Origin of the sequence: Salinicola lusitanus (genome assembly GCF_003206045.1) — a bacterium.
Classification (GTDB): domain Bacteria; phylum Pseudomonadota; class Gammaproteobacteria; order Pseudomonadales; family Halomonadaceae; genus Salinicola; species Salinicola lusitanus.
Genome location: NZ_PZJM01000003.1, coordinates 180025 through 205926, shown reverse-complemented (window position 1 = coordinate 205926; position 25902 = coordinate 180025). Strand labels below are relative to the sequence as shown.

The 25902-nt window shown below is 65.9% G+C and carries 23 protein-coding genes; 5 read left to right on the top strand and 18 right to left on the bottom strand.

Annotation, left to right across the window (positions count from 1 at the left end; translation table 11 throughout):
• The first annotated feature begins 85 nt into the window (after nt 1-85).
• Entirely contained in the window at nt 86-1015 is a 930-nt protein-coding gene (locus tag DOM45_RS04710; RefSeq protein ID WP_110598372.1) for a LysR substrate-binding domain-containing protein, read from the top strand.
• 65 nt (nt 1016-1080) lie between these two features.
• Here DOM45_RS04710 and DOM45_RS04705 read toward each other — a convergent pair whose 3' ends face one another.
• From DOM45_RS04705 to DOM45_RS04685, 5 genes are read right to left on the bottom strand one after another with little or no spacing between them, the layout of a single operon-like run.
• Nucleotides 1081-2280, bottom strand: coding sequence for a fumarylacetoacetate hydrolase family protein (locus DOM45_RS04705; RefSeq protein ID WP_110598371.1), 1200 nt, complete (start codon nt 2278-2280; stop codon nt 1081-1083).
• A 43-nt stretch (nt 2281-2323) separates the two neighbouring features.
• Nucleotides 2324-3379: an Ldh family oxidoreductase gene (locus tag DOM45_RS04700; protein WP_110598370.1), complete on the bottom strand. Its 1056-nt coding sequence runs from the start codon at nt 3377-3379 to the stop codon at nt 2324-2326.
• Nucleotides 3376-4893, bottom strand: coding sequence for a tripartite tricarboxylate transporter permease (locus tag DOM45_RS04695; protein ID WP_110598369.1), 1518 nt, complete (start codon nt 4891-4893; stop codon nt 3376-3378). Before DOM45_RS04695 ends, DOM45_RS04700 begins: the two co-directional genes overlap by 4 nt.
• Before the next feature lie 14 nt (nt 4894-4907).
• The gene (locus DOM45_RS04690) at nt 4908-5381 is read right to left on the bottom strand and encodes a tripartite tricarboxylate transporter TctB family protein (protein WP_110598368.1); all 474 of its coding nucleotides are present in this window, start codon (nt 5379-5381) and stop codon (nt 4908-4910) included.
• Nucleotides 5382-5409: 28 nt separating this feature from the next.
• Complete coding sequence (locus DOM45_RS04685; protein WP_110598367.1) at nt 5410-6387, bottom strand: tripartite tricarboxylate transporter substrate binding protein; 978 nt, start codon at nt 6385-6387, stop codon at nt 5410-5412.
• Between the two features lie 485 nt (nt 6388-6872).
• Here DOM45_RS04685 and araD1 point away from each other — a divergent pair, with 485 nt between their 5' ends.
• Complete coding sequence (araD1, locus tag DOM45_RS04680) at nt 6873-7880, top strand: AraD1 family protein (RefSeq protein ID WP_110598366.1); 1008 nt, start codon at nt 6873-6875, stop codon at nt 7878-7880.
• A 131-nt stretch (nt 7881-8011) separates the two neighbouring features.
• Complete coding sequence (locus DOM45_RS04675; protein WP_110598365.1) at nt 8012-9811, top strand: IlvD/Edd family dehydratase; 1800 nt, start codon at nt 8012-8014, stop codon at nt 9809-9811.
• 495 nt (nt 9812-10306) lie between these two features.
• Here DOM45_RS04675 and DOM45_RS04670 read toward each other — a convergent pair whose 3' ends face one another.
• The 10 genes from DOM45_RS04670 to DOM45_RS04625 all read right to left on the bottom strand — a co-directional run bounded on the left by DOM45_RS04670 (nt 10307) and on the right by DOM45_RS04625 (nt 20628).
• The gene (locus DOM45_RS04670) at nt 10307-11095 is read right to left on the bottom strand and encodes an SDR family oxidoreductase (protein ID WP_110598364.1); all 789 of its coding nucleotides are present in this window, start codon (nt 11093-11095) and stop codon (nt 10307-10309) included.
• A gap of 49 nt (nt 11096-11144) precedes the next feature.
• Nucleotides 11145-11918 (bottom strand): FadR/GntR family transcriptional regulator, encoded by a 774-nt coding sequence (locus tag DOM45_RS04665; RefSeq protein WP_110598363.1) that lies wholly within the window; start codon nt 11916-11918, stop codon nt 11145-11147.
• Nucleotides 11919-12077: 159 nt separating this feature from the next.
• Complete coding sequence (locus tag DOM45_RS04660) at nt 12078-13361, bottom strand: TRAP transporter large permease (protein ID WP_110598362.1); 1284 nt, start codon at nt 13359-13361, stop codon at nt 12078-12080.
• A 5-nt stretch (nt 13362-13366) separates the two neighbouring features.
• Nucleotides 13367-13900 (bottom strand): TRAP transporter small permease, encoded by a 534-nt coding sequence (locus tag DOM45_RS04655; protein ID WP_110598958.1) that lies wholly within the window; start codon nt 13898-13900, stop codon nt 13367-13369.
• A gap of 67 nt (nt 13901-13967) precedes the next feature.
• Nucleotides 13968-14963 carry a C4-dicarboxylate TRAP transporter substrate-binding protein gene (locus tag DOM45_RS04650; protein ID WP_110598956.1) on the bottom strand — a complete coding sequence of 332 codons (996 nt, stop codon included), beginning with the start codon at nt 14961-14963 and terminating at the stop codon, nt 13968-13970.
• A gap of 74 nt (nt 14964-15037) precedes the next feature.
• Nucleotides 15038-16168 (bottom strand): mannitol dehydrogenase family protein, encoded by a 1131-nt coding sequence (locus tag DOM45_RS04645; protein ID WP_110598361.1) that lies wholly within the window; start codon nt 16166-16168, stop codon nt 15038-15040.
• Nucleotides 16165-17826: a UxaA family hydrolase gene (locus DOM45_RS04640; RefSeq protein WP_110598360.1), complete on the bottom strand. Its 1662-nt coding sequence runs from the start codon at nt 17824-17826 to the stop codon at nt 16165-16167. Before DOM45_RS04640 ends, DOM45_RS04645 begins: the two co-directional genes overlap by 4 nt.
• Nucleotides 17823-18866: a zinc-binding alcohol dehydrogenase family protein gene (locus DOM45_RS04635; RefSeq protein WP_110598359.1), complete on the bottom strand. Its 1044-nt coding sequence runs from the start codon at nt 18864-18866 to the stop codon at nt 17823-17825. The genes DOM45_RS04640 and DOM45_RS04635 overlap by 4 nt, the downstream gene beginning before the upstream one ends.
• 102 nt (nt 18867-18968) lie before the next feature.
• Entirely contained in the window at nt 18969-19811 is an 843-nt protein-coding gene (locus DOM45_RS04630) for an ureidoglycolate lyase (protein WP_110598358.1), read from the bottom strand.
• Nucleotides 19812-19887: 76 nt separating this feature from the next.
• Entirely contained in the window at nt 19888-20628 is a 741-nt protein-coding gene (locus tag DOM45_RS04625; RefSeq protein WP_110598357.1) for an SDR family oxidoreductase, read from the bottom strand.
• 304 nt (nt 20629-20932) lie between these two features.
• On the opposite strand from DOM45_RS04625, the gene DOM45_RS04620 reads away from it, so the two are divergent.
• Nucleotides 20933-21688, top strand: a complete 756-nt coding sequence (locus DOM45_RS04620; RefSeq protein WP_110598356.1) for a FadR/GntR family transcriptional regulator — start codon at nt 20933-20935, stop codon at nt 21686-21688.
• 33 nt (nt 21689-21721) lie between these two features.
• On the opposite strand, the gene DOM45_RS04615 is transcribed toward DOM45_RS04620, so the two are convergent.
• Entirely contained in the window at nt 21722-22150 is a 429-nt protein-coding gene (locus DOM45_RS04615) for a gamma-glutamylcyclotransferase family protein (protein WP_110598355.1), read from the bottom strand.
• A gap of 43 nt (nt 22151-22193) precedes the next feature.
• On the bottom strand, nt 22194-23354 hold the full coding sequence (gene argE / locus DOM45_RS04610) for an acetylornithine deacetylase (protein WP_110598354.1): 1161 nt from the start codon (nt 23352-23354) through the stop codon (nt 22194-22196).
• A gap of 259 nt (nt 23355-23613) precedes the next feature.
• Here argE and wrbA point away from each other — a divergent pair, with 259 nt between their 5' ends.
• On the top strand, nt 23614-24219 hold the full coding sequence (wrbA, locus tag DOM45_RS04605) for an NAD(P)H:quinone oxidoreductase (protein ID WP_110598353.1): 606 nt from the start codon (nt 23614-23616) through the stop codon (nt 24217-24219).
• Nucleotides 24220-24282: 63 nt separating this feature from the next.
• Here the strand turns inward: wrbA and DOM45_RS04600 are convergent, their stop codons facing one another.
• On the bottom strand, nt 24283-25893 hold the full coding sequence (locus tag DOM45_RS04600) for a glycoside hydrolase family 43 protein (protein WP_110598352.1): 1611 nt from the start codon (nt 25891-25893) through the stop codon (nt 24283-24285).
• Nucleotides 25894-25902: the final 9 nt, after the last annotated feature.

The window sequence follows — 25902 nt, the reverse complement described above, 5'->3', positions numbered from 1 at the left end:
GAGATCGGTGGCTAATCGTTTTTTTTGCAACCCCGATAACCGAGGGTTATTGTTTTTGACCAAAGGATTATGCGGGGTGGCATTGATGTCCAACGATAGTCGTATTCACGTCAAGGGCTGGTTGCGAATCAAGCATCTCGTACTGCTCGTCACGCTAGACGAAAGTCGCAATCTTCACGCCACGTCTCGCCATATGAACATGAGTCAGCCTGCGGCCAGCAAGATGCTGAAGGACATCGAGACCTTCTTCGGCATGACGCTTTTCTATCGTCAGCCTCGCCACATGGAGATCACCGACGCCGGGCGGTTGCTAGTGCGCTACGCCCGCAGCATCCTCAACGACACCGACCGCCTGATCGACGATCTGGTGTCGCTGCGGGAGGGGGGGTACGGCAAGCTCGTCATCGGCTCGGTGCCGGGCGCGGCACCGCTGTTGCTGCCCAAGGCGATCACCTCGATCAAGGCGCGACGCCCACAGCTGGCGGTGAGCCTGTTCGAGAACTCCAGCGACCGGCTGCTGGCGGACCTGGAGTACAAGCGCCTGGACGTGGTGCTCGGGCGAGTCACGGAGCACGCCCAGCATCATCTGTTCGACTTCATGCCCCTGCAGGCGGAGCCCGTCTCGATCGTGGTCAGGGCGGAGCACCCGCTGTGCCAAAGTCTCCCCGGGCTCGGCGAGATCGTGCGCTGGCCCTGGGTCCTGCATCCCATGAGCAGCCCGATGCGGGGCCTGTTCGAAGTCGCTCTGGCCGAAGCCGGCGTGTCGTCGCCCCGCAACGTGGTGGAAACCACGTCGACACAGACGACGCTGCAACTGGTGAGCTCATCGGACGCCATTGCGCTGCTGCCGACGTCGGTACTCAAGACCGCGATCTCGGCAGGTAAATTCACCGCGCTGCCGCTGGTGATCGGCGAGCCGCTGGGCTATTACGGTGTTCTGACCCGCAAGGGGGAAGAGATATCGGACGTGGTCGGCGAGTTCATCGATATCCTGTTGATGCGCGACGACGCCTGAGCGCCGCCGGCTCGGCGGCGGCACTCGCTGCGTTCTCGCGATGGGTGGTGCGTTCGCGATCGATGTCAGCGCTGGCCGAGGTGGGCCAGTAGCGCGCGAATACCGAAGGTCCAGGGGGGGAGCCGATCGCTGCGATCGACGACATTGGTCAGCGCGCCCAGCCTGGACGTCGAGATCGTCACCCGGTCGCCCACGTGGTGGGTGAAGCCCTGGCCCTCGCCATCCCGATCCTGGATCGGCGAGAACATGGTGCCGAGGAACAGCATGAAGCCGTCGGGATACTGATGGTGCGCACCGTAGGTCTGCGCGACCAGGTCGAGCGGATCGCGGCTGATCTCGCGCATGTCGCTCTCGCCCTCCAGCACGAAGTCGTCGTCCGCCCCCTCGATGCGCAGCGAGACCCGGGCGTTGCGGACATCGTCGATGCCGAAGTGCTCATCGAAGAGGCGAATGAAGGGGCCGATCGAGCAGGAGGCGTTGTTGTCCTTCGCCTTGCCCAGCAGCAGGGCACTGCGGCCCTCGATGTCGCGCAGGTTGACGTCATTGCCCAGGGTCGCGCCGCGGACCTGGCCCTCGGCATCCACCGCCAGCACGATCTCCGGCTCCGGATTGTTCCATTGGGACGCGGGGTGCAGGCCGACCCGCGCACCATGGCCGACGGCCGACAGCGGCTGCGCCTTGGAGAACACCTCGGCGTCGGGGCCGATCCCCACTTCCATGTACTGCGACCAGCCGCCACGTGCCTGCAATTCGGTCTTGAGCGCCATCGCTTCCGCCGAGCCGGGCTCGATCCGCGACAGGTCGCCACCGATCAGCGCCTGGATCTCCTCGCGCAGTTCGGCGGCACGCTTGAGGTCGCCACCGGCCTGCTCCTCGATGACCCGTTCCAGCAGGCTGACGGCGAACGTTACGCCGCAGGCCTTGATCGCCTGCACGTCGCAGGGGGCCAGCAGGTAGGGGGGCTTCGGCGTATCGGCCACGCTATTGGCCAGGATCTCGTCGAGCGTGCCGATGCTATCGCCCGGCGCTTCACGCACGAGCCAGGTCGCGTCTTCGCGCTCCAGCAGGTCGGCCATGGTGGCCACGTGGCGGGAGAGATCGACCAGCGTATCGCCGCGCAGCGCCACCGGCGCCGGCCCGGACCGGCCGCCGGCGCTCTCCAGCCAGACGCGACCCACCAGCAGAGCGCGATCGGCATCGTCGGGCAGGCAGTGCCCGGCCTGGCGCTGCGGGGAAACGGAGTCGGAATCGTTGAATGGGGCCATGTCGCGGTGAGCTCCTGTCGAGTCGAGAGAAAGTGGGGTGGCATCAGCCGAACGCGGTACTGCCCGATAGCGACGAGTCTGCCACGGCCTCGCGCATCGCCTCCACCACGTCCGATGGCAGTGGAATGCCGTTGTCCAGATAGTCCCGGCGACGGGCGAGGCCGGACTGACCCGGCAGGCGGACCGGTCGATCGGGATCGCGTGGCCGGCTGCCGAGGCAGCGTCTGGCGAGATGGTCGGTCTCGTCGAGGAAGGGTTCCACGCCACCGAAACGGGCCGGATCGATCACCATGACCATCACCGACGCGCCCCAGCCTTCCGGGGCGTCCTTGCGGCCATAGCCGGAAAGGGCCGAGGTCAAGGCTTCGACCATCAGCCCCAGCGCGAATCCCTTGTGACCGAAGGCGAGTTCGCCCAGGGGCAGAATGCTCCCCTCCGGGGAGGCGAAATAGTCCTCGGGGTCGTCACTGATCTCGCCGTGACCGGTGAGAATCGCCGGGTGGTCGAGCTTGTCGCCGGCGGCACGGGTCTTGGCCACGGTGCCGTTGGTGATGGTCGACATGCTGACGTCGATCAGAAGCGGCTGCTCGCGTCCCGGGATACCGATGGCCAACGGGTTCGGCGTGTAGACACGATCCAGGCCGCCGAACGGTGCGACCGAGGCGACCGCCGGGTCCGAGGTCAATATCAGCGGAACCAGATTGGCCTCGACCAGCGGCTGCAGGTACGCCGCCAGGCATGCGATGTGATGCGAGCGCTTGAGACTGACCATGCCGATCCCGAAGGTGGCGGCGGCGTCGCGGCAGTGATCCAGCGCCCGTTGCACCAGGTACGGACCCAGCAGGTAGTGGCCGTCGAACAGCGCCGCGACCGGGCTGTTCTCCTGGATCTCGAGCCGGCTGTGGTCGCCGCTGGCATGTCCCGCCTTGAGGTCCTTGAGATAACCGTTGGCCAGCTTCACGCCATGGGTATGGTGACCGAGCAGGTCGCCCTCGACCAGAATCCGGGCGGTGGTTTCCGCCACTTCCGGCGAGGCGCCGTTCTCGGTGAAGAGCGTGGCCAGGGTAGTGCGCAGGTCGGCTGCATCGTAGCGTGTCATGAGGACCTCGGCTTGTGACTGGATGGCGGCGAGCTGCGCAGCCGGCGGACCAGCCGGATCAACGAGGGCAGCAGCCAGATCAGGATGACCAGCGCGCCGAGGGCGGCGCTGATCGGCCGTTCGAAGAAGGCCAGCAGATCGCCGTTGGATTTCAGCATCGAACTCATGAAGCTGTTCTCCAGCGTGCCGCCGAGCACCAGGCCCAGGATCGCCGGTGCCATGGGGAAGTCATTGCGGGCCAGCACGAAGGCCACCATCCCGATGATCAGCATGATCCAGATATCGGTGATCGAGTTGTTGATGGCGAAGGCGCCGACGATGCAGAAGCTCAGAATCACCGGCATCAGCAGCTTGCGCGGGGTCAGGATGAACACCTTCGAGGCGCGGATGGCGAGGTAGCCGATCGGCAGCATGATCAGGTTGGCGACGAAGAAGACCGTGAACAGCGCATAGACCTGGCCGCCGCCATTCATGAAGATCGTCGGCCCCGGATTCATGCCCTTCATGTAGAGCACGCCGATGACGATGGCGGTGATGGTGTCGCCGGGGATGCCGAATACCAGCGCCGGTACCCAGGCACCGCTGATGCCGGAGTTGTTGGCGGAGCTGGCGTCGACGATGCCTTCGATATGGCCGGTGCCATATTTCTCCTTCTCCTTGGAGCGGCTCTTGCCCAGCGCGTAGGCGATCCACGCCGCGATATCCGCACCCGCACCGGGCAGCGCGCCGATGAGCGTGCCCAGCGAACTGCCGCGAAGGACGTTACGCCAGTAGGTCTTGACGTGCTTTGGCGCGCCGGCGAACACGCTGTCCTTGGCCATCACCGGGACGCTGCGCGCCTCGGCCCGCGAGCCGTAGAACATCATGATCTCGTTGAGCGCGAACATGCCGATCATCACCGGGATGAAATTGATGCCGGCCATCAGGTCGGGGACGCCGAAGGTGAAGCGCGGCGCGCCACTCATCATGTCCAGACCGACCGTGGAGAGCAGCAGGCCGACGGTCAACGACAGGAACGCTTTGACCCGGGAACCGATGGCGATGAAGATCGAGCTGCTCAGTCCCAGCAGGGCGAGCCAGAAGTATTCGAACGAGCTGAAATTGAGCGCCATTTCGGCCAGCGAGGGGGAGACGAACACCAGCACCAAGGTGCCGAACAGCCCGCCGATGACGGAGCAGACCAGGTTGGTACCCAGCGTTTCCCGAGCGCGGCCCTTCTGGGCGAGACGATAGGACTCGCCGACATAAGCGGCGGAAGCCGGGGTGCCGGGAATGTTGAGATAGGTGCCGGGTATGTCACCGGCGAAGATCGCCATGGCCGAGGTGGCCACGATGGCGGCAATGGCCGGGGTGGCATCCATGTAGAACGTGATCGGCACCAGCAGCGCTACCGCCATGGTGGCGGTCAGGCCGGGAATGGCGCCCACGAAGAGTCCGAAGACGGCCGCCGCGACGATGACCAGCATCGTCTGGACGTTGAACACCATTGCCAGGCCTTGCAGAAAGGAGTCCATGGGCAATCACCAGGCTAGGGTAGGATTTGAGACAGCAGGGTGCCTTCCGGCAGCGGAATCAGCAGATAGCGTGAGAACAGCAGGTAGATCGCCGTCGCGACGACCAGCGACACGATCAGCGAGAGCCACGGTCTGGCGCCGCGCAGCAGCATCAGAATCAGCATGCTCACCGCCATGCACAAGGGCGCGCCCAGCCACTCGCTGGCGAGGATATAGAAGACGATCAGCGCACAGGGCAGCAGCGAGATCAGCAGGCCGCGGTAATCGTATCGTGGTGTCTGGGCACGGGGGCCGGCGAACGCGATCCTGAGTTGGCCTACCCGGGTCAGTGCCAGCACCAGTCCGCCGATCACCATGCCCCCGCCGATCAGCGAGGGAAACAGCGAGGGGCCGAACTGGAGTGTCGGCATGGTTGGGTAGGTCTGGGCGACGGCGATGACCACGCCGCCGCCGATCACGAATGCCAGCCCGAGCAGGAAGTCTCTCATGCAGTCATCTCCCGTTCGGGGCGCTGGATCACTTGGCCAGTCCCACCTGCTCGACGATCTTGCCGAAGCGTTCGTCCTGCTCGGCCATGAACTGGCCGAAATCGTCCGCCCCGCGCCACTCGGTGCCGAAGCCCTGCTTGGCCATGAAGTTCTGGTAGGTGTCACTGTTGTAGGCGGCCTCGATGGCCGTCTCCAGGGTCTTCACGACGTCCGGGTCCATTCCCTTGGGGCCGGCGATGCCGCGCCACTCACCGATGGTGTAATCGCTACCGATCGCCTCCTTCAGCGTGGGGACGTCGGGGAAGCTCGCGAGCCGCTCCGGCGCCATGATCGCCAGGCTCTTGGCCTTGCCGGCCTCGATCATCGAGCGGCCTTCGGGAACCGAGCTGGGCACGATGTCGATGCTACCCGCCGCCATCTCGGTCATCGCCGGCGCGGCGCCCTGGCTGGGAATCCAGGAGACACGGTCGGCTTCCATACCCTGGTCCAGCAGGAAGCCGGCGAAGGCCAGGTGCCACACGCCGCCCTGGCCGGTGCCGGACGCGGTGTAAGTTCGCGCGGGCTCGGCCCCGATCTTGTCGACCAGCGACTGGACCGAGTCGAAGGGGCCATCCGCGGCCACCTGAATGCCGGCGTAGTCGTAGTTGATCTGGGCAATGGGGGTGTAGTCCTTGTAGGTCAGCTGCGTCAGCCCTTGCCAGTGCATCATGTTGATCTCGCCGGTGATCAGGCCAAGCGTGTAGCCATCGGGCTTGGCCATGGCCATGGCAGTGTGTCCCACCACGCCGCTACCGCCGGTTCGGTTGACCACGTTGACGGTCTGCCCCAGCTCCTCCTCCAGCGCGGCGGCGATGGTTCGCGCAGTTGCATCGGTGCCGCCGCCAGCCGCCCAGGGGACGATCAGCGTGATCGGCTTTTCGGGATAGTCGGCCAGCGCCGGCAGCGGCAGCAGCAGGGACAATCCCAGTAATCCAGCGAGATGACGCTTGTTGATGGATGTCTTCATGGCGTGTCTCCTTGGGGAGGGGTGTTGTTGGCGTTTTGGTTTTTTTACCGCCACGTAATCGGTCTGTCGCTCACTGAAACTATGGTTTATGACCATTGAGTGCAATAAACGTATTGGCTAGACATTGGTATAACAGTCATCAATCGGCGCCGTCAGATGAACCCATGGACGGCAACAGAACATGATCCGACTAGCTCTATTTTTATCTCTGTTTTCAACATCATCGATCAAAAAACCGACAGCGTGAGGTCAGCAACCGAGCTCCTTTGAGATGCAGATTACGCTGGTTGGTGGCCAACGTATTTGCTGCGAAAGTCTATGTTGTACTTATTTTTTATATGTTCAACATATGCCAGTGATGATAAATGGTGGTCGCTGTGCCGCAGTGGCATAAGGCCCGCGCGGCGACGATGCACGATTTGCTGCCAGGGGCGCCGCCGGGACGTTGGCGACAGTGACCGATGATCGATGCAAGGAGAGTGCCGATGCGCCTGATTCAGTGCCTGAACGATGACCGCCTGACCGTGGCAATGGTCGTCGACGAACATGAGGTCCAGGTCGTCGATGGCGACGAGGGTGTCTACGGTCTGGCCAAGCGCGCCATCGCCGACGGCAACTCATTGACCACCGTGGTCGAGGCCGCCTTGACCGAAACCCGGCTCGACTACGCCAGGCTGGTCGAGGAGCGCCGGTTGTTGCCGCCGTTGACCCATCCCGACCCGGCGCACTGTCTGGTGACCGGGACCGGATTGACGCACCTTGGCAGCGCCGATACGCGCTCGGCGATGCACGCCGCCGCCATGCAGCCGTCCGACAAGGTCGACGAAAGCGAGTTGACCGATTCGATGCGCATGTTCCGCATGGGCGTGGAAGCCGGCAAGCCGAGCGCGGGCGAGGTGGGGCCGCAGCCGGAGTGGTTCTACAAGGGAGACGGCGACTGCGTGGTCGCGCCGGAAACCGAGATCCCCAGCCCATCGTTCGCCCAAGATGCCGGGGAGGAGCCGGAGCTGGCCGGCCTCTACGTCGTCGGCAGGGGCGGCCAGCCTTGGCGGGTCGGCTATGCCATCGGCAACGAATTCTCCGACCATGTCACCGAGCGCTTCAATTACCTGTGGCTGGCGCACTCCAAGCTGCGCGCCTGCAGCTTCGGGCCGGAACTCTTCGTCGGCGAGCTGCCGGCCAACCTCGAGGGCACCAGCCGCATCGTCCGCGACGGCCGTACCTTGTGGGAAAAGCCGTTCCTGACCGGCGAGGGCAACATGGCCCACAGTCTCGCCAATCTCGAACATCACCACTTCAAGTATCGTAATTTCCGCCGCCCGGGAGATGTCCACGTGCACTTCTTCGGGACCGCGACGCTGAGCTTCGCCGACAAGATCGTCGTCGAACCGGGCGACCGCTACGAGATCGACCTGCCAGCGCTGGGCCGCCCCCTGCGCAACGTGCTCGGCAGCGAGGACGATTTCGGCTACTCGGCCGCCAAGGCGCTCTGACCCCTTCGTGACGGCACGACGTACCGACCGACCGCCAAGGTTCTCGTCGCGTCGTCGAATCCCCCATGCATGACGACGCTCCGGTTGCCCGACCTGTGGCCGCCGGATCCGCCCGTTCTGGAGTCCTGATCATGAGCGAACGTCCCCGCCGAACCGCCGACCAACTGCGTTCGCGCTGGTGGTTCGACAACCCCGACCACGCTGGAACCACGGCGCTCTGCCTGGAGCGCTACATGAACTACGGCATCACGCTGGAAGAGCTCTCCTCCGGCAAGCCGATCATCGGCATCGCCCAGTCCGGCTCCGACCTGACGCCTTGCAACCGGCATCACATCCAGCTGGTGGAGCGGGTCAAGGCCGGCATCCGTGCGGCGGGCGGCGTCCCGTTCGAGTTCCCGCTGCATCCGATCCACGAGAACGTGCGTCGACCGACGGCGGCACTGGATCGCAATCTTGCCTACCTGGGGCTGGTCGAGGTGCTGCACGGCTACCCGCTCGATGGCGTGCTGCTGACCACTGGCTGCGACAAGACCACGCCAGCCTGCTTGATGGCCGCCGCCACCGCCGATATCCCGGCGATCGTGCTCTCCGGTGGGCCGATGCTCAACGGCTGGCGCGGCAAGGAGAGGGTCGGTTCCGGTACCATCGTGTGGGAGCTGCGCAAGCGTCTCGCCACCGGCGAGATCGACTACCCCGAGTTCCTGGCCCGGATCGCCGACTCGGCCCCGTCGGTGGGGCACTGCAACACCATGGGAACGGCCTCGACCATGAACTCCATGGCCGAGGCGCTGGGCATGAGCCTGCCCGGCTCGGCGATGATTCCCGCGCCCTACAAGGAGCGGCCGATGGTCGCCTATGAGACCGGCGCAAGGATCGTCGAGATGGTGTGGGAGGACCTGCGCCCGAGCGACATCCTCACCCGGGAAGCGTTCGAGAACGCCATCGTCGTCTGCTCCGCGCTGGGTGGTTCCAGCAATGCGCCCGTGCATATCAACGCCATCGCCCGGCACGCGGGGATCGAGCTCACCAACGATGACTGGCAACGCCTCGGGCATGCCATACCGCTGCTTGCCAACGTGATGCCGGCCGGTGCCTATCTCGGCGAGGAGTTCTTCCGCGCCGGTGGCGTGCCGGCGGTGGTTCACGAACTGCTGACGGCGGGGCGGCTCCACGGCGATGCATTGACGGTCAACGGCCAGACGCTCCGCGCCAACTGCTTCGGTCGCGAGACCCAGGATGACGACGTGATCCGGCGCTACGCCGATCCGCTGGTCGAGTCGGCGGGCTTCCTCAACCTCAAGGGCAACCTGTTCGACTCCGCGCTGATGAAGACCAGCGTCATTTCCCATGACTTTCGCCGCCGCTATCTCTCCAGGCCGGAGGACCCGGAGGCGTTCGAGGGCAAGGTCGCGGTGTTCGACGGCTCCGAGGACTACCACGCGCGCATCGACGACCCGGCGCTGGGCATCGACGAGAACACCATCCTGGTGATGCGTGGCGCCGGCCCGGTGGGGCACCCCGGCGGCGCCGAGGTGGTCAACATGCAGCCGCCGGAAGCGTTGATCAAGCGGGGCATCGACTCGCTGCCGTGCCTCGGTGACGGGCGCCAGTCGGGCACTTCCGGGTCGCCCTCGATTCTCAACGCCTCGCCGGAAGCGGCGACCGGTGGCGGGCTGGCACTGCTCGAAACCGGCGACCGGATCCGTATCGATCTCAAGCGTGGCGAAGCCAATCTGCTGATCGGCGACGAGGAGCTGGCAGCACGACGCGCCCGGCTCGAAGCCAGCGGCGGTTATCCCTACCGCGATCATCAGACCCCATGGCAGGAGATCCAGCGCTCGATGGTCGAGCCGCTCGACCGCGGCATGACCCTGGCGCCGGCGACCAAGTACCGCGCCATCGCCTGGGATCTGCCGCGGGACAATCACTGACGAGCGACGAGCGACGAGCGACGAGCGACGAGCGACGAGCGACGAGCGACGAGCTACGAGCGACGAGCTACGAGCTACGAGCTACGAGCTACGAGCGACGAGCCACGAGCCACGAGCGACGAGCCACGAGCCACGAGCCACGAGCGACGAGCCACGAGCCAAGAGCCACGAGCGAAGGCGAGCCTCGGGCTCTCCAGAGAGCGGCGCTAGCCTGGAAGTGCGGGAGACAGAGGTGCGTCTCGGAGCGTTTCGACCAAGATAGCCGCGTCTTCGGGCGCCTTGAAAAGCCCCCGGACAGGCGCGGCTTCGGGCGCCGTAGTAAGCCCCCGGACGGGCGCGTCTTCGAGCGCCGTAGTAAGCCCCCGGACGGGCGCGTCTTCGGGCGCCGTAGTAAGCCCCTGGACAGGCGCGGCTTCGGGCGCCGTAGTAAGCCCCCGGACGGGCGCGTCTTCGGGCGCCGTAGTAAGCCCTCGGACAGGCGCGGCTTCGGGCGCCCTAAAAAGTCCCCGGATAGGCGCCACCATCGAGCAGCACGTTCTGGCCGGTCATGTAGGCGGCCTGCTGGCTGCAGAGGAAGGCGCAGACGTCACCGAACTCCTCGGGCTTGCCGAAGCGGCCGGCGGGGATCGCTGCCGCCCGGTCACCGGCGACCTCCTCGGCGTCGCGTCCGGCCTTGCTGGCCGCTCGCTCGATATTGCCGCGTAGACGCTGGGTGTCGAAGCTCCCCGGCAACAGGTTGTTGATGGTGACATTGCAGCTGGCGAGGCGTGACTGGCGGGCCGTGCCGGCGACGAATCCGGTCAGGCCACTGCGGGCGCCGTTGGATAGCCCGAGCACGTCGATCGGCGCTTTCACCGCCGACGAGGTGATATTGACGATGCGACCGAAGCCGCGCTCCGCCATGCCGTCGACGCAGGCCTGGATCAGCGCGATGGGCGCGAGCATGTTGGCATCCAGCGCGGCGATCCAGTCGTCCCGCGACCAGTCGCGGAAATCGCCCGGGGGCGGTCCGCCGTTGTTGTTGATCAGGATATCGACCTGGGGTACGGCGGAAAGCAGGGCCTGCCGAGTGGCCGGGTCGCCGATATCGCCCGCGATCGCGCGTACCTCGATCGCCGCGTTCATCCGGCGCAGCTCCTCCGCCACCGCCTCGAGGGCCTCCTGGCGGCGCGAATTGATGACCAGATTGACGCCTTCTCTCGCCAAGGCGATGGCGCACCCCTTGCCCAACCCCTGGCTGGCGGCGCAGACGATGGCCCAGCGGCCGTTGATGCCTAGATCCATGGAACCTCCTGATCATGCGGTGAGGGTAAATTGCGCGGGCAGTACCGAGCTATCGGTCGCCCAGCGCTTCGGGTATCTCTCCCAGTAGCGTGTCCGGCATCTCGATGCCAAGCGCGGCGGCGGTGCCTTCCAATACGGCCACCGAGGCGAAGAAGGCGTCCCGTGGGCGACGGGTGCGAATGCACTCCATCAGCTCGCGATGGCGTTCCAGGCTCTCCTCGGGATCACTGGCGCTGACGTTGGAGGTCTCCACCAGCAGGTGAATCGAGGGCTTCAGGATGTGCGAGAGCTGGGTCCAGACGATGTTGTGAGTCGCCTTGAAGATGGCGACGTGGAAGGCCACGTCGCAGTCGCTATGCAGGCGGGCGCGGTGACCGGTATCCACGGGCTGGCGCAGATGCTGGCCCATGCCCTCGAAGGCCTCCTCGATCGCCACCAGATCCCTCGCCGTGGCGCGCTTGGCCGCGGTCATCGCCACGTAGGGTTCGACGTCGAATCGGAACGCCAGGATCTCGCGCTGGATACCCGGAATGGGAGTGGCGAACCGGACCATCCAGTCGGTGACCTGGGGATCGAGGATATTCCATTCGGCGTAGGGGCGAACGCGGGAACCGTATCCGGAAATGCGCTCGATGATGCCGGCGTCCACCAGTTGACGCAGATCGCTGCGCACGGCCGAACGATTGAGCGCAAACCGTTCGCAGAGATCGATCTCCTTGGGCACGAAGTCGCCGGGCTGGTAGCTACCGGCGAAGATCTCGCGTACCAGCGCTTCGGAGACGCTGATGCGCTTGGCGGCGGGGGGCGTTGGCTTGTCCGACACGAAGGAAAGTCTCGACTCACGGTGTCATGGGGAAATATGTTCAACATATTTCGGCGCAACGCCATCTTACCCGCCTGATCGACGGCGAAGCGACTGACAATGGCCGACATACGGCCATGGTCTTATCCGGCAGCGTCCTCTCCTGGCTTTCAGCGGCGCTCAAAATACCCAGTTGGGCAGTGTCAGCGAGACCGCGGGGACGAAGGTGACCACCAGCAGCAGCGCCACCAGCAGCAGCCAGTAGGGCACGATGGCGCGAATGAAGGCGCCGATCGAGACGCCGGTGATCGAGCAGGTGGTGAACATCACCGTCCCCAGCGGCGGCGTGATCGTGCCGATCGAGGCGTTGAGGATGAAGACGATGCCGAAGTGGACCGGGTCGATGCCGAACTGGGCGGCGACCGGCGCCAGCAGCGGCGACAGCACGATCAGGATGGCGTTGCCCTCGAGGAACATGCCCAGGATCAGCAGCAGCAGGTTGGCGATCAGCAGGAAGGCGACCGCGCTGCCGACGCCCGAAGAGAGCATCAGCGCGATCTGCTGCGGAATCTGCTCCCAGGTGAGCACGCGGGCGAAGCCCGACGCCACGGCAATGATGAAGAGCACGTTGACCGAGGCCATCAGCGATTCGCGGGTGGCCACGGCGACGCTGCCGAGCCCCATCTGGCGGTAGACGAACAGCCCCACGATCAGCGCGTAGAGCACCGCCATGGCGCCCGCCTCGGTGGGCGTGAACACCCCGATCCGGATACCGCCGATCACCACCACCGGCAGCAGCAGGGCGATGATGCCGGCGCGGGTCACGCTGATCCATTCGTGACGCGATACGCGTTCGCGGCGCGGTTTCTGGTAGCCGAGCCGCCGGCACTGGATCGACACCAGCGCCATCATGGCGACCGCCATCAGCACGCCGGGGACGACGCCGGCCAGGAACAGCCGGCCGATCGAGACGTTGTTGACGTAGCCGTAGACGATCAGCGCGATGCCCGGCGGTATGGTCGAGGTGATCAGCGACGACGAGGCGGTGATCGCACTGGAGAACGCCTTGGGGTAGCCGGCCCTGGTCATGCTCGGCACCAGCAGCTTGGCGTTCATCGCCGCGTCGGCGATGTTGGAACCGGAGAGCCCGCCCATGAAGGTGCTCAGCAGCACGTTGGCCTGGGCCAGCCCGCCGTGCAGGCGGCGGGTCATCAGCTCGGCCAGCTTGAGCAGGCGCTCGGTGATGCCGGAGTGGTTCATGAACACCCCGGCCATGATGAAGAACGGAATCGCCAGCAGCGAGATCGACTCCAGACCGCCGGCGAGGCGCTGGATCAGCGTCACCATGGGCTGGTCGGCACCGATCAGGAAATAGGCCAGGCTCGACGCGAACAGCGCGAAGGCCACCGGCGTGCCCAGGCAGAACAGGATGAAGAGCGCGACGAGCGCAATGCCAACGGCCATCGATATCACTCCTTGGTGTTCAAGACATCGGCGGTTTCGACGTCGGCGATCGCGTCCGATGACGCCACGCCACGATCATCGGTGATCAGGCGCACCAGCCCGTGGTAGAGCATCATGGCGGCGCTGATGGGGATGGCGACATGGATCCAGGTGTAGGGGATCTGCAGCATCGGGGTGCTGCGAAAACGCGAGAAGGGCAGCAGTTCCAACCCCCAGTAGAGCATCGCCAGGGCACACAGCATGACGATGCCGACATTGAAGATCCGGGTATTCCAGCGGCGCAGCCCGGGCGGCAGCTTGTCGCCCAGCAGCCCGATCAGGACGTGCTCGTTGCGACGCACCAGGGCGCTGGCGCCAAGAAAGGTCGCCCACACCATCAGCAACTGCAGGATCTCCTCGCTCCAGGCCAGCGGAGACGAGAACAGATAGCGCATGAAGACGTTGGCGATCGCCACCACGAACAGCCCGAACAGCGCCAGGCTGGCGATGACCTCATCGAGCCGCATCAGGCGGTCGAGCGCCTTGAAAAGCGTTTGCATGGTCAACTCCATGGCGCTCCCGCTCGATGTCGAACGGGAGCGCTGTCATGCCGGGAAAGCGGCTCGATCAACCGTTGATGATCTGACTCACCCGCTGATATAACCCCTCGCTCCACTGCGGGAACGCCTTGGGAATCTCTTCCTGGGCGCGCTCGCGGAACGGGGCGGTATCCACCTCGTGGACCTGGACACCGGCATCCTCGAGTTGCTGAAGCGACTTCTCGGTCTGCTCCTCGACCAGGGTGCGCAGGTTCTGGGCCATCTCCTGACCGGTCTCGGTGAGGATCTTCTGGTCCTCGGGGCTCAACTGCTGCCAGAACGCCTCGCCGGTGACGAAGGGCGCGACGGTATGCATGTGCGAGGTGAGGTTGAGGTTCTTGACCACTTCATAGAACTTGCCGCCATAGAGCACCGGCAGCGGATTCTCGACGCCGTCGACCAGGCCCTGGGCCAGGGAGGGGTAGACGTCTCCCAGTGACATCGGCGTGGGCACCGCGCCCATCGCCTTGATCGCGGCGACGTACATCGGCGAGTTCTGAACCCGGATCTTGACCCCGGCCAGGTCTTCCGGCGTGGCCACCGGCTCGCGGGATAGCAGTTGGCGCACGCCGTAGACGGTATTGGGAATCACGATGTGATAGCCGGCGGCTTCGACCTTCTTCTCCTGCTCGGCGAACCAGTCGGAATCGAACACCTTGAGCTTGCTGTCGAAATCCGTGGCCAGATAGGGCGCGTCCAGCACGGCGAGGTCCGGTACCGAACTGATGAAGTTGGAGTAGGCGGTGATGGTGATCAGCGGCGAGCCGAAGCGGGCCTGTTCCATCACTTCGGTTTCGCCGCCGAGCTGGCTGGCGGGAAACGCCTTCAGCGTCAACTCGCCACCACTCGCTTCCGCGACCTCTTTCGCCCAGGCCTTGACCGCCACGTCGACCGGCTCGCCCGGCTGGTTGCCGTAGGCGACGCGGATCTCGGTGGCCGCCTGGGCCACGCCCGTCAGGGCGACGGTGGAAAGGCCCGCCAGGGCTAGCGAGGCAGTCAATCGGAAGAATCTTTGAGTCAACATGAGCGTGCTCCGGGTGTTGTCGATCAGTCGGTCGTGGTGGATCGGTCGTGTGTCTTCGGCAAGGGGCGCTTTCGTCATGACAGGGCCTCGTCGAGCCTGGGTGTGGGACGCCCCTGCAGGTGCGCCTTCTCCGCCACCGGGCGCAGGCGGCGTTCCAGCTTGCTCGCGTGGTACTGGGCGATATCCGCCAGGCGGTGGTCGAGAAAGGGGTTGGCGAAGCGCTCCAGGGTGACGTCGCGGTAGCGTTCGAGTTCGTCCAGCGGCAGCGCGGCGGCAAGCGTCGGCAGCACCTCATCGTCGAGCAGCGCGCGCAGCGGCTCGCCGAGCTCGGGGCGCGCCATCGCCTCGCGCACGAACTCCACCGGCCGGTCGGCACGCTGCCAGCGGTCGACCAGATAGGTGTGGGCGAGATTGAGGATGTGCAGCTTGCACATCGACTGCGGCCCCAGATCGTCGACGATCTGGACATCCGGGTGGTGGCAGGGAATCGCCAGGCCGGGTCGGCGCTGGATGGCCCAGAGCGCGTAGGGTTCGGCGATGGCACCCAGTGGCTCCAGCGGTGCCGAGACGATGCGATCCACCAGCGTGTCGGCCCAGACGCAGCGGTGGTCGAGCCAGTCGATGAATGCCTCGCTGTCGCGGGAGGAGCCGCCGTCGCGGCGGGCCATCGCCGTCACCAGCGATTTCAAGCGGCTGGCGTTGTGCTCGACCAGCTCGCAGGGCAGGATCGTCAGGCCGTCGTTGCCGGCCTCGAAGCGCGCCCGCAGCAGCTGCGTCAATTTGCCGGGGAAGCTCGCCGGCACGCTGGCAAGGCTCGAGTCGTCGCCAACGTCGTAACCGTTGTCGGCGGTGTTGGAAACGATGATACGGGCGTGCTCGACCACGTGGCGCTCGAGCGCATCCCACTGTTCGGCGGCGATCAGGCAGCCGGCGACGCTGTCGACCACCTGCTCGCGATCGATGGTCGCGCCGTCACGGCGGCCACGAATCCGCACCGGATAGCGGCGCTGCTCGGCCAGCAGGCGCGCCTTGCGCTTGCCTTCCTCCCGGGTCGAGCTCTGCACCACCACGATGCGCTCGTCGCTCTCTCCGCGCTCCAGCGATTCCGAGACCAGCGCGTCGACATGGGCGAGCAGGAAACGTCCGGTGCCGAACTGGACGATACCTGCGTCGCGGTAGTCGTTCGCGTGGCTGGTGGTCGTCATAGCGACACCCCGCGCTTCCAGGGAATGAAGTCGTGCTGGGAGAGGCGCTGGGCGTGTGACTGGTGACGCCCCGAGGCGACTTCGATGCACAGTGTCAGCAGTGCTTCCGCCAGTTCGTCGATGCTGCGTTCGCCGCGCACGATGGGGCCGGCGTCGAAATCGATGATGTCGCGCATGCGTGCCGCCAGCTCGCTGTTGCTGGCGATCTTGAGCACCGGCGCCACCGGATTGCCGGTGGGGGTGCCGAGCCCGGTGGTGAAGAGGATCAGGTTGGCGCCGGAGCCGGCCAGGGCGGTGGTCGATTCGACATCGTTGCCCGGCGTGCACAGCAGGCTGAGCCCGGGGCGCCGGTGGGGCTCGGTGTAGTCGAGCACGTCGACCACCGGGCCATCGCCGCCTTTCTTGGCCGCGCCGGCGGACTTCATCGCATCGGTGATCAGGCCGTCGCGGATGTTGCCCGGCGAGGGATTCATCGAGAAATCGGCGCCCACCGCCGCGGCGTGGCGCTGATAGGCCTGCATCAGATCGCGGAAGCGTCCGGCGACATCCGTGTCGGTGCAGCGGGCAACCAGCTCATGCTCGACCCCGCACAGCTCCGGGAATTCGGCGAGAATGCCGCTGCCGCCCAGTGCCACCAGGCGATCGACCACGCCGCCCACCAACGGGTTGGCGGAGATTCCGGAGAAGCCGTCGGAGCCGCCGCACTCGACACCCAGGGTGAGCTTGGCCAGCGGTGTCGGCTGGCGGGTGATGCGGTTGGCCGCCGCCAGGCCGTCGAAGATCGACTGCAGCGCGTTGCGGATCAGGGCCTCCTCGCTGGGTGACGACTGCTGATCGAAATAGTCCACCGTTCGCAGTTGCTGCGGGTCGCGCCGGGCCACCGCCGCCTTGAGCATCGGGATCTGCGCCTTCTGGCAGCCGAGGCTCAGCACCGTCGCCCCGGCCACGTTGGGATGGCAGACATAGCCGGCCAGCAGCTGGCACAGCGCCTCGGCATCGTCGTCGGTGCCGCCGCAACCCAGGGTATGGGTCAAAAAGCGCACGCCGTCGACATTGGGGAAGCGCCCTGGCGCCTGCGATTCGAAAGGGTCGCCGAGCGAGTCATCGAGCCTCCCGTCCAGCATCTGTCGCGCCATGCGCTTGTAATCGCGGTAAGGGTCGTCGCCCAGGGCATCGGCGACACACTGGCGCAGTACCTCGATATTGCGGTTCTCGCAGAATACCAGCGGGATCACCAGCCAGACATTGGCGGTGCCGACGCTGCCGTCGGGGCGATGGAAGCCGTCGAAGGTCGTGCCCCGAAAGCGCGCCACGTCCGGCGGCGTCCAGCTCTTGCTGGCGGGCTGGACGTCATCGCTCTCCGTGGCATGGGCAAGGTTGTCCACGCTGATGACACCGCCCAGGGGAATGGCTTGCGTCGCCTTGCCCACGGTGACGCCGTACAGGGTGACGATATCCCCCGGTGAAAGCGCCTCGAGGGTGAACTTGTGCTTGTGGCGGACATGGTCGGCGAGGGCGATATCGCGGTCGTCGACCACGACCCGGCGGCCGGCGGGCAGGTCGGTCAGCGCCACCGCCACGTTGTCGTCGGGATGGATGCGCAGGGTGATCCGGGGCGGGCTGTCGGTGCCGATGGTCTCCAGACGTGTATCGCTCATGATTCGACCCTCCCGGGTTCGGCATCCAGCGTCACCATCGCCTTGACCACGCCACTGTCGGGCGCGCACCACTGGGGCATCAACGTCGGCAGTTCCTTGAGTCGGCCGCGGTGGGTGATCAACGGTTCGGTGAGGAGATCGCCACTGGCCATCAGATGGGTGACGGTCTCGAAATCCTCCCGCGTGGCGTTGCGGCTGCCCAGCAGGGTGAGCTCCTTCTTGTGGAACTCCGGGTCGCTGAAGCGGATCTCGGCCTTGACCACGCTGACCAGGACGTAGCGCCCGCCGTGGCCGGCGAAGTCGAAGCCCCGGTTCATCGCCGCCGGGTTGCCGGTGGCGTCGAAAACCACGTCGGCCAGCGCACCGTCGTTGAACCTCTCGATCTCGGCAGTCACGTCGTCCTCGACGGCGTGCCAGACGGCGTCGGCACCGAGCGCGTCTCGGCAGAGCGCCAGGCGGTCGCGATTGGTGTCGACCATCGCCACTCGGGCGCCGCGGCTCCTGGCGACCTGCAGCACGCCGATACCGATCGGCCCGGCGCCGACCACCACCACCAGCTCGTCGGCGGCGACCTGGGCGCGGCGCACGGCGTGGGCGCCGATGGCCTGGCACTCGACCAGGGCCAGCGCTTCCGCCGACAGTCCGGGCACCGGCACCAGATGGGATGCCGGGGCGTTGAGCGTCTGCGCCATGCCGCCGTCGCGGTGCACGCCGATCACCTCGAGCTGCTGGCAGCAGTTGGTGCGGCCCTGGCGACAGGCGCGGCACTCGCCGCAGTGCAGATAGGGAATGACGTAGACCGCCTGGCCGACCAGCGCCGGGTCGACGTCGGCGGCCACCGCGACCACCTCGCCGCCCAGCTCGTGGCCGAGCACGCGAGGGTAGTCGAAGTAGGGCTGATTGCCGCCGAAGGCGTGGATATCGGTGCCGCAGATGCCGATACGGCGGATGGCGACACGCGCTTCGCCTGGAGCCAGCGGTGGCGTCGGGCGCTCGACCAGCGCCATCTCGCCGGGGCGCGAACAGACGACGACTTGCATGCGGATTCTCCTGGCAGGTGAGGTTTTCGGCCTAAAGGTCAGGCCAATCGGCGTGCAGGCCGCCCTCCAGAATCAGGGAAGGCGGCGCCGCGCGCGGGGCGCTCAGCTCTCGACGCAGCGCTGCTGCTGTTCGCCCAGCCCCTCGATGCCCAGGCGCATGGTCTGACCCGGTTTGAGGAAGACTTTCGGGTTCTGACCCATGCCGACTCCCGGGGGCGTGCCGGTGGAGATGACGTCGCCCGGCTGCAGGCTCATGAAACGGCTGAGATAGGCGACCAGGTGGGCGACTCCGTAGACCATCGTCTGGGTCGAGCCATCCTGGTAGCGCTTGCCGTCGACCTCGAGCCACATGTCGAGGTTCTGCGGGTCGCTGATTTCGTCGCGGGTGACCAGCCACGGGCCGAGCGGGCCGAAGGTGTCGCAGCCCTTGCCCTTGTCCCAGGTGCCGCTGCGCTCGAGCTGATACTCGCGCTCGGAGACGTCGTTGACCACGCAGAAGCCGGCGACGTGGCTCATGGCATCGGCTTCGTCGATATAGCGCCCACCCTTGCCGATCACCACGCCCAGCTCCACTTCCCAGTCGGTCTTCTCGGAGCCGCGGGGGATCTCGACGTCGTCATTGGGGCCGCAGATGGCGCTGGTCCACTTGTTGAACACCACCGGCTCGGCGGGCACTTCGGCCCCGGTCTCGGCGGCGTGATCGGAGTAGTTCAGCCCGATGCAGATGAACTTGCCGACCCGGCCGACGCAGGGGCCGAGTCGCGTATCGGCGGAGACTTCCGGCAGGCTGGCGGTGTCGATCTGTGCCAGCCGGGCCAGGCCCGAGTCGGAGAGCACGTCGCCGGCGATATCGTCGATCTGGCCGGAGAGATCGCGAACGACCCCGTTGGCATCGACCAGACCGGGCTTTTCCTGACCCTTGGGGCCGTGGCGTAGCAGTTTCATGCAATTTCCTTTTCTGTATGCGTTAGCGAATAGAGTCTAGTCGGGAGCTACGAGCTACGAGCTACGAGGGGTGCGATCAATTCGACCAGCCGCCATCGATCATCTGAACCGTGCCGGTGATGAAGCCGGCCTCGTCGCTGGCCAGGTGCGTCGCCAGCGCGGCGATCTCCTCCACCTTGCCCAGCCGGCCCATGGGCTGACGGGCGATGAACTCGTCAAAGACCTCGTCGTTGGTGCGGCCTTGCCGGCGCGCCTGCTCGGCGACCCGCTCCCGCAGGGAGGGGGAATCGACGGTGCCGGGGCAGATGGCGTTGCAGCGGATGCCGCGGGTCATGTAGTCGGCGGCGACGGATTTGGTCAACCCGATCACCGCGGCCTTGGTGGTGCCGTAGGCGAAGCGGTTGACCACCCCCTTGGCGCTGGAGGCGAGCGAGGCCATGTTGATGATGCTGCCGCCGCCGTTGTCCAGCATCGCCGGCAGGGCGGCCCGTATGGTGTAGAACATGGAGTCGACGTTGAGGCGCTGAGCAAAGCGCCACTGGGCGTCGTCGCACTCGAGGATCGAGCCGCTCGGCACGGTACCGGCGCAGTTGAACAGGATCTCCAGCGGCGGCAGCGACTCGATCAACTCCCGCACGGCTTCGGCATCGGTGACGTCCAGCGCGTGGCACTGGGCGCCGGTCAATCCTTCCAACTTGGCGGGGTCGATGTCGGTGGCGATCACGCGGGCACCCTCGGCCAGAAAACGCTCGACGGTGGCACGGCCGATCCCCTGGCCGGCAGCGGTAATCAAGGCGGTCTTGTGGGCGAGTCGCATGGCGCTGGTTCCTGTGGTGTGATCGAGTCGACTTTTTGATTCCAGGGCCTGTGTCGGTTCTAATGTCTAAAGGCCTGACCATTGGTCCGAGTATTATCCTTTGCGGAAACGCCCCGCAAATCGCCAAACGTCTAATAAGCCGCCGAAAGCCGCTGGTAGCGTTGCCATTTGCGACCAATGTCTATGCGCTGCCCGAGAAGTGGCCGCGTTCGCCGCTGCGACGTTGACACTTGGGAAGACGCAGGCCGTCAATGCTTCACGCAGGGTCAAGTTCGTCCTGCTCATGAAACCGGGAGATCGATGGATGCCGATCCAGACCATTCGCGCACAGCGGCTCTATCGCCAGATTGCCGACCAGTTGCTGGTGCTGATCCGCCAGGGGGAGTTCCCGCCGGGCAGCCTGTTGCCGCCGGAGCGTGACCTGGCGCAGCAGTTGGGGGTCAGTCGGGCGTCGGTGCGGGAGGCGCTGATCGCGCTGGAGGTCATCGGCCAGGTGGAGGTGCGCGTCGGCCACGGCGTGCTGGTGCTGGAGCGCCACGAGGAGGTGGGCAGCTCGGTGATGAGCGCGGCCCGGCGCCAAGAAGGGTGGGCGCTGGATCCGGAATTCGCCAGCGAGATCGAACTCGATCTTGACCAGGAGATCCCGCCGTTCTCGCTGCTGCAGGCGAGACGCTATCTCGAGCCCGAGACGGCGGCGCTGGCGGCGCTGAATGCCAGCGACGAGGACCTCGCCGCGATGCGCGCCGCCTATGCGCGCAATGTCGAGGACAACCGGCACGGTGGCCGCAACCAGGCCGGCGATCGGCTTCTGCATATCCGTATCGCCGAGGCGTCGGGCAACGCCGCCTATGCCATGACCCTCAAGCATCTGCTCGGTCACCAGTACGGCAAGATGTTTCGCCGTCTCCAGGAACTGTTCATGGAGACCGACATGCCGCGCCAGTCGCAGGATGATCACCAGCGCATCCTGGCAGCGATCGAGAGTCGCGATCCCGACGCGGCTAGGAAGGCGATGGAAGTGCACCTGGACCATGTGCTGAGAGTGTTCTTCGATGCCTGACCGGCTGGCGGACGAGTCGGTCCGGGCGACGTTTCACGGGGACCCGGTGCTATTGAGACGGCCCACCGGTGATGCGGTCACCGGCCAGCCGCCCTGGCGAATCGCCGGGCAGCCGGCCACGTCTCGATTGTAGAGGTAGAGCCAGGCCGGGCCGAAGGCGGTGGCATGGACGGCGCGATCGTAGTCGCCGGATTGCGGTCGTCTTACCCGGTAGTCTTCCAGGCGGTCGAGGCGTTTCAGGCCGGCCGCGTCGACGCGAAACACTTCGATCTCCACCCCTCGAGAAGGCTCGGCCTTGGCTCCCGGATAGGGGCCGATATCGTAGAGTGTCGCCGTGGTGATGACGTCCTCGCCGACGAAGTCGGCACCGTCGAGCCAGTGGTGGTTGCGCAGCCCGCGTTTCAGCGTGCCGTAGACGGCCACCAGTGTGGTGCGGCGGACGGCGAGGGCAGGCGTATGCATGAATCCGGTCTCCTTGTCCGGCACGAACGAGCGAGGGCAGCGTTCAACGCGCCATCCGCTCGCCCAGCCGTTGCATGAAGCGATCGCCGGCCTCGAGCTGGTCGATCTCGATATATTCGTCGGGCTGGTGGGCCTGTTCGATGCTTCCCGGGCCGCACACGATGGTCGGCAGGCCGGCGCGCTGGAACTGCCCTCCCTCGGTGGCGTAGGCGACGCCGCCGGTGTCGGCGCTCGGATCGTCGAGACACTCGCGGCAGAGGGCGAGGGCGGGGGCGTTGTCGCGATCGGCCAGCGCCGGCACGGTATCGACCAGTTGCTCGGTGACGATGCTGAGCTCCGGTGCGCGCTCTCGCAGCTCGGCTTCCAGCGCCTTGGCGTAGCGCTCGAAACGGGCGAAGAGCGCCTCGAAGCCATCGCTGGGCAAGTGGCGGATCTCCCAGTCGAACTGACAGTGCCGCGCCATGATGTTGATCGCGGTCCCGCCCTCGATCAGGCCGACATGCAGGCTCGAGTGCTGGACGTTGAAGACATGTTCCAGCGCTCCTTCGTCGACCAGCTCCTGCATGATCGCCTCGATCTTCGTCACCAGCCTGGCGGCCACGTGGATCGCCGACATCCCCTGGTTGATCTGGCTGGAGTGCGACTCCCGGCCGGTCACCGTGGTGCGCAGGGTGGTGATTCCCTTCTGCGCCACGATCGGTTGCATCGAGGTGGGCTCGCCGATGATCACCGCGCCGGGCAACGGCTCATCCGCCATCAGTCGTTCGATCATTGCCGGCGCGCCGAGACAGCCGATCTCCTCATCGTAGGAGAAGGCCAGATAGATCGGTCGCGCGAGATCGAGGGCCTGCCAGGCGGGCACCTGCGCCAGGGCGCAGGCGAGAAATCCCTTCATGTCGCAGCTGCCGCGGCCGTAGAGCCGGCCGTCCTGCCTCTCCGTCAGGGTGAACGGGTCGCTGGTCCACGGTTGACCGTCGACCGGCACCACGTCGGTATGACCGGAAAGCACCACGCCGCCCTCCACCGCCGGACCGATGCGCGCCAGCAGGTTGGACTTGCTGCCATCGACGTTGGTGATGCGCTGGGCCGGCACGCGGTGAGCGGCGAGATAGCGTTCGACGAAATCGATCAGCTCGAGATTCGAGTGTCGGGAGACGGTATCGAAGCCGATCAGGGAGGCCAGCAGGTCGCGGGAGGTGGTCATCGCATGCTCCGGTCCACCAGCGTGGACCACGGTTCGGTGGGTGGGCCCACAGAATAGCGGCTATCCTTCCTCGGCAACAAATTCCCCAAGCGGTGCGGCGAACGGAGCCATGGCACTCGGCTTGAGAGGCCTGGCGTTCGATCGTTTCGCTGCTCGCGGCGTAAAAAATGCAACGTCCCGGCCGTGGCATCGCTCCTTGACGCGGGCTAGCCTGAAAGGCGTTTCGTCGCGAAACCCCTGTTCCTCAAGGAGTGTTCCCATGAGCAAAGTGCTGGTGTTGTATTACTCGAGCTACGGCCATATCGAGACCATGGCCAAGGCGGTGGCGGACGGCGCCGAAAGCGTCGGTGGCACCCAGGTGGACGTGCGCCGGGTGGCCGAGCTGGTCCCCGAGGAGGTGGCCGAGCAGTCGGGTTACAAGACCGATCAGGATGCACCGGTGATCGAGAGCCCCGACGCGCTGGCCGACTACGACGCGATCATCGTCGGTACGCCGACCCGGTTCGGCAACATGGCCTCGCAGATGCGCAATTTCTGGGACATGACCGGCGGCCTGTGGGCCCAGGGCAAGCTGATCGGCAAGGTCGGCAGCGCCTTCGTCTCCACCGCGAGCCAGCACGGTGGCCAGGAGACCACCTTGACCTCGATCCATACCACGCTGCTGCATCACGGCATGGTGATCGCCGGTGTGCCCTACAGCTGCGCCGGGCTCACCAACATGAGCGAGATCACCGGTGGCACGCCCTATGGTGCCTCTACCCTGGCGGGGGCCGACGGCAGCCGCACACCCAGCGAGAACGAGCTGGAGATCGCCCGCTTCCAGGGCAAGCACGTGGCCGAGCTGGCGGCCAAGCTCGCCGGCTGAGGCCGGCCGGCGACGGCCCGCCGCCCCCGGGCCGACCAACGAGAGCCGCTGATCTCATCGAGATCAGCGGCTTTTTTCTGGGCGATAGTCGAACTCGTGAAAATCCGCCGCGAGGCCGGCCCCGGAGAGATCCTGGGCGCAGAGGCCGACGAAGGTACCGGTGAAGCGGATGTAGTCCGGATCGTCGTCGCACAGATGGGAAATATCGAGGGGGTCGCCGATCGGCTGCCAGTCGACGGCGTCGGCGTGTCGATCCGGATCGCCTTGTGTATCGACCGGCGCATGGAAGAAACGCAACTTTTCGCGCGCCAGGCGCGCCATCAGGCGCACGTCACCCGCCATCAGAGGGACATCGGCGGTCAGCGGCTCGTCATAGACGCCGTGGCGCGAGACGACGATACCGAGGCAACGGCCCAGCGTCTCCTCCCGGGTCACCCTCAGGTAGACGTAATCCTTGGTGTCGTAGTAGAGGATCAGCCCCGCCATCTGCTGGAAATGCTCGGGGTCGAAGGAGAGGCGTGTCTCCACTTCCACGTCGAGATGGGTCAGGCGCCTGGCCAGCAGGCTCTGCCGGTGGGTCGACTGCATCGACTCGACGCCCTTGAGTCGCAGACAGCCCGGGCGCTCGCTCAGCGACAGCCAGGTGTCGTCGAACGGCCGGCGCAGACTCTGCCAGTAACGGTGGAGGCCAGGACTCTCGAAGGTGTCGTGATCCGGCTCGGCCGGGGGCGGCTGCCAGTGAAGGTCCGGGCCGGCCACCCGGTGGCTGGGATAGGGTCCGCCATCGATGCGAAGCCAGTCATCCTCGGTCCAGACGCAGCGCTGCAGGGCGGTTTCGCGCCCCAGTATGCAGCGCCCGGCGACGACCGGGCGGGCACAGAGGTGGGCGCAATACCACTCGCCCCCGGGGGTCTCCACCAGACTGCCATGGCCGGCCTTCTGCAACTGATCGCGCGCATTCGGGTTCGAGGTGAGCACCGGGTTGGTCGGGTCGACCTCGTAAGGACCGGTCAACTCGCGCGAGCGGGCCACCGTCATGGCATGACCATAACCGGTACCGCCCTCGGCGGTGACCAGGTAGTAGTAGCCGTTTCGTCGATAGAGATGCGGGGCTTCGGTGACGCCCAGAGACGTCCCCCGAAAGATATTGTGCACGGGCCCGGTGAGCTGCTGGCGTTCGATGTCGTAGCGCTGCAGGGCGATACCGGCGAAGGCGTTACGACCCTTGCGGAAATCCCAGATCATGTTGAGCAGCCAACTGCTGCCGTCATCGTCGTGGAACAGCGAGGGGTCGAAGCCACTGCTGTTGAGATGAACCCGCTCCGACCAGGGCCCTTCGATCCGCTCGGCGCTGACCAGATAGTTGTGGGTATCCTTGAACGCGCCACGACGGCTCTTGACGTCGGTGTAGATCAGATGGAAGCGGCCATGCGCGTAGCTCAGGCACGGCGCCCATACGCCACCCGAATCGGTGTTTCCGATCATGTCCAGCTGCGAACGCCGGTCGAGGGGCGAGGGCAACTGGCGCCACTGGATCAGATCCCGAGAGTGATAGAGCGCGACGCCGGGAAACCATTCGAAGGTCGAGGTGGCGATGTAGTAGTCGTCGCCGACCCGGAGTATCGACGGGTCCGGATGAAAGCCGGGCAGGATGGGGTTGGCAATGGTGGACATGCGATCTCC

Bases quoted from the DNA above. Each gene is read 5' to 3' on its own strand.
- DOM45_RS04645 (WP_110598361.1), bottom strand. From the start codon at position 16,168: ATGACGACCACCAGCCACGCGAACGACTACCGCGACGCAGGTATCGTC.
- DOM45_RS04705 (WP_110598371.1), bottom strand. From the start codon at position 2,280: ATGGCCCCATTCAACGATTCCGACTCCGTTTCCCCGCAGCGCCAGGCC.
- DOM45_RS04710 (WP_110598372.1), top strand. From the start codon at position 86: ATGTCCAACGATAGTCGTATTCACGTCAAGGGCTGGTTGCGAATCAAG.
- DOM45_RS04655 (WP_110598958.1), bottom strand. From the start codon at position 13,900: ATGCAAACGCTTTTCAAGGCGCTCGACCGCCTGATGCGGCTCGATGAG.
- DOM45_RS04600 (WP_110598352.1), bottom strand. From the start codon at position 25,893: ATGTCCACCATTGCCAACCCCATCCTGCCCGGCTTTCATCCGGACCCG.
- DOM45_RS04695 (WP_110598369.1), bottom strand. From the start codon at position 4,893: ATGGACTCCTTTCTGCAAGGCCTGGCAATGGTGTTCAACGTCCAGACG.
- DOM45_RS04690 (WP_110598368.1), bottom strand. From the start codon at position 5,381: ATGAGAGACTTCCTGCTCGGGCTGGCATTCGTGATCGGCGGCGGCGTG.
- DOM45_RS04700 (WP_110598370.1), bottom strand. From the start codon at position 3,379: ATGACACGCTACGATGCAGCCGACCTGCGCACTACCCTGGCCACGCTC.
- DOM45_RS04615 (WP_110598355.1), bottom strand. From the start codon at position 22,150: ATGCATACGCCTGCCCTCGCCGTCCGCCGCACCACACTGGTGGCCGTC.
- DOM45_RS04670 (WP_110598364.1), bottom strand. From the start codon at position 11,095: ATGGATCTAGGCATCAACGGCCGCTGGGCCATCGTCTGCGCCGCCAGC.
- DOM45_RS04650 (WP_110598956.1), bottom strand. From the start codon at position 14,963: ATGTTGACTCAAAGATTCTTCCGATTGACTGCCTCGCTAGCCCTGGCG.
- DOM45_RS04660 (WP_110598362.1), bottom strand. From the start codon at position 13,361: ATGGCCGTTGGCATTGCGCTCGTCGCGCTCTTCATCCTGTTCTGCCTG.
- DOM45_RS04640 (WP_110598360.1), bottom strand. From the start codon at position 17,826: ATGAGCGATACACGTCTGGAGACCATCGGCACCGACAGCCCGCCCCGG.
- DOM45_RS04620 (WP_110598356.1), top strand. From the start codon at position 20,933: ATGCCGATCCAGACCATTCGCGCACAGCGGCTCTATCGCCAGATTGCC.
- araD1 (WP_110598366.1), top strand. From the start codon at position 6,873: ATGCGCCTGATTCAGTGCCTGAACGATGACCGCCTGACCGTGGCAATG.
- argE (WP_110598354.1), bottom strand. From the start codon at position 23,354: ATGACCACCTCCCGCGACCTGCTGGCCTCCCTGATCGGCTTCGATACC.
- DOM45_RS04625 (WP_110598357.1), bottom strand. From the start codon at position 20,628: ATGCGACTCGCCCACAAGACCGCCTTGATTACCGCTGCCGGCCAGGGG.
- DOM45_RS04635 (WP_110598359.1), bottom strand. From the start codon at position 18,866: ATGCAAGTCGTCGTCTGTTCGCGCCCCGGCGAGATGGCGCTGGTCGAG.
- DOM45_RS04675 (WP_110598365.1), top strand. From the start codon at position 8,012: ATGAGCGAACGTCCCCGCCGAACCGCCGACCAACTGCGTTCGCGCTGG.
- wrbA (WP_110598353.1), top strand. From the start codon at position 23,614: ATGAGCAAAGTGCTGGTGTTGTATTACTCGAGCTACGGCCATATCGAG.
- DOM45_RS04630 (WP_110598358.1), bottom strand. From the start codon at position 19,811: ATGAAACTGCTACGCCACGGCCCCAAGGGTCAGGAAAAGCCCGGTCTG.
- DOM45_RS04685 (WP_110598367.1), bottom strand. From the start codon at position 6,387: ATGAAGACATCCATCAACAAGCGTCATCTCGCTGGATTACTGGGATTG.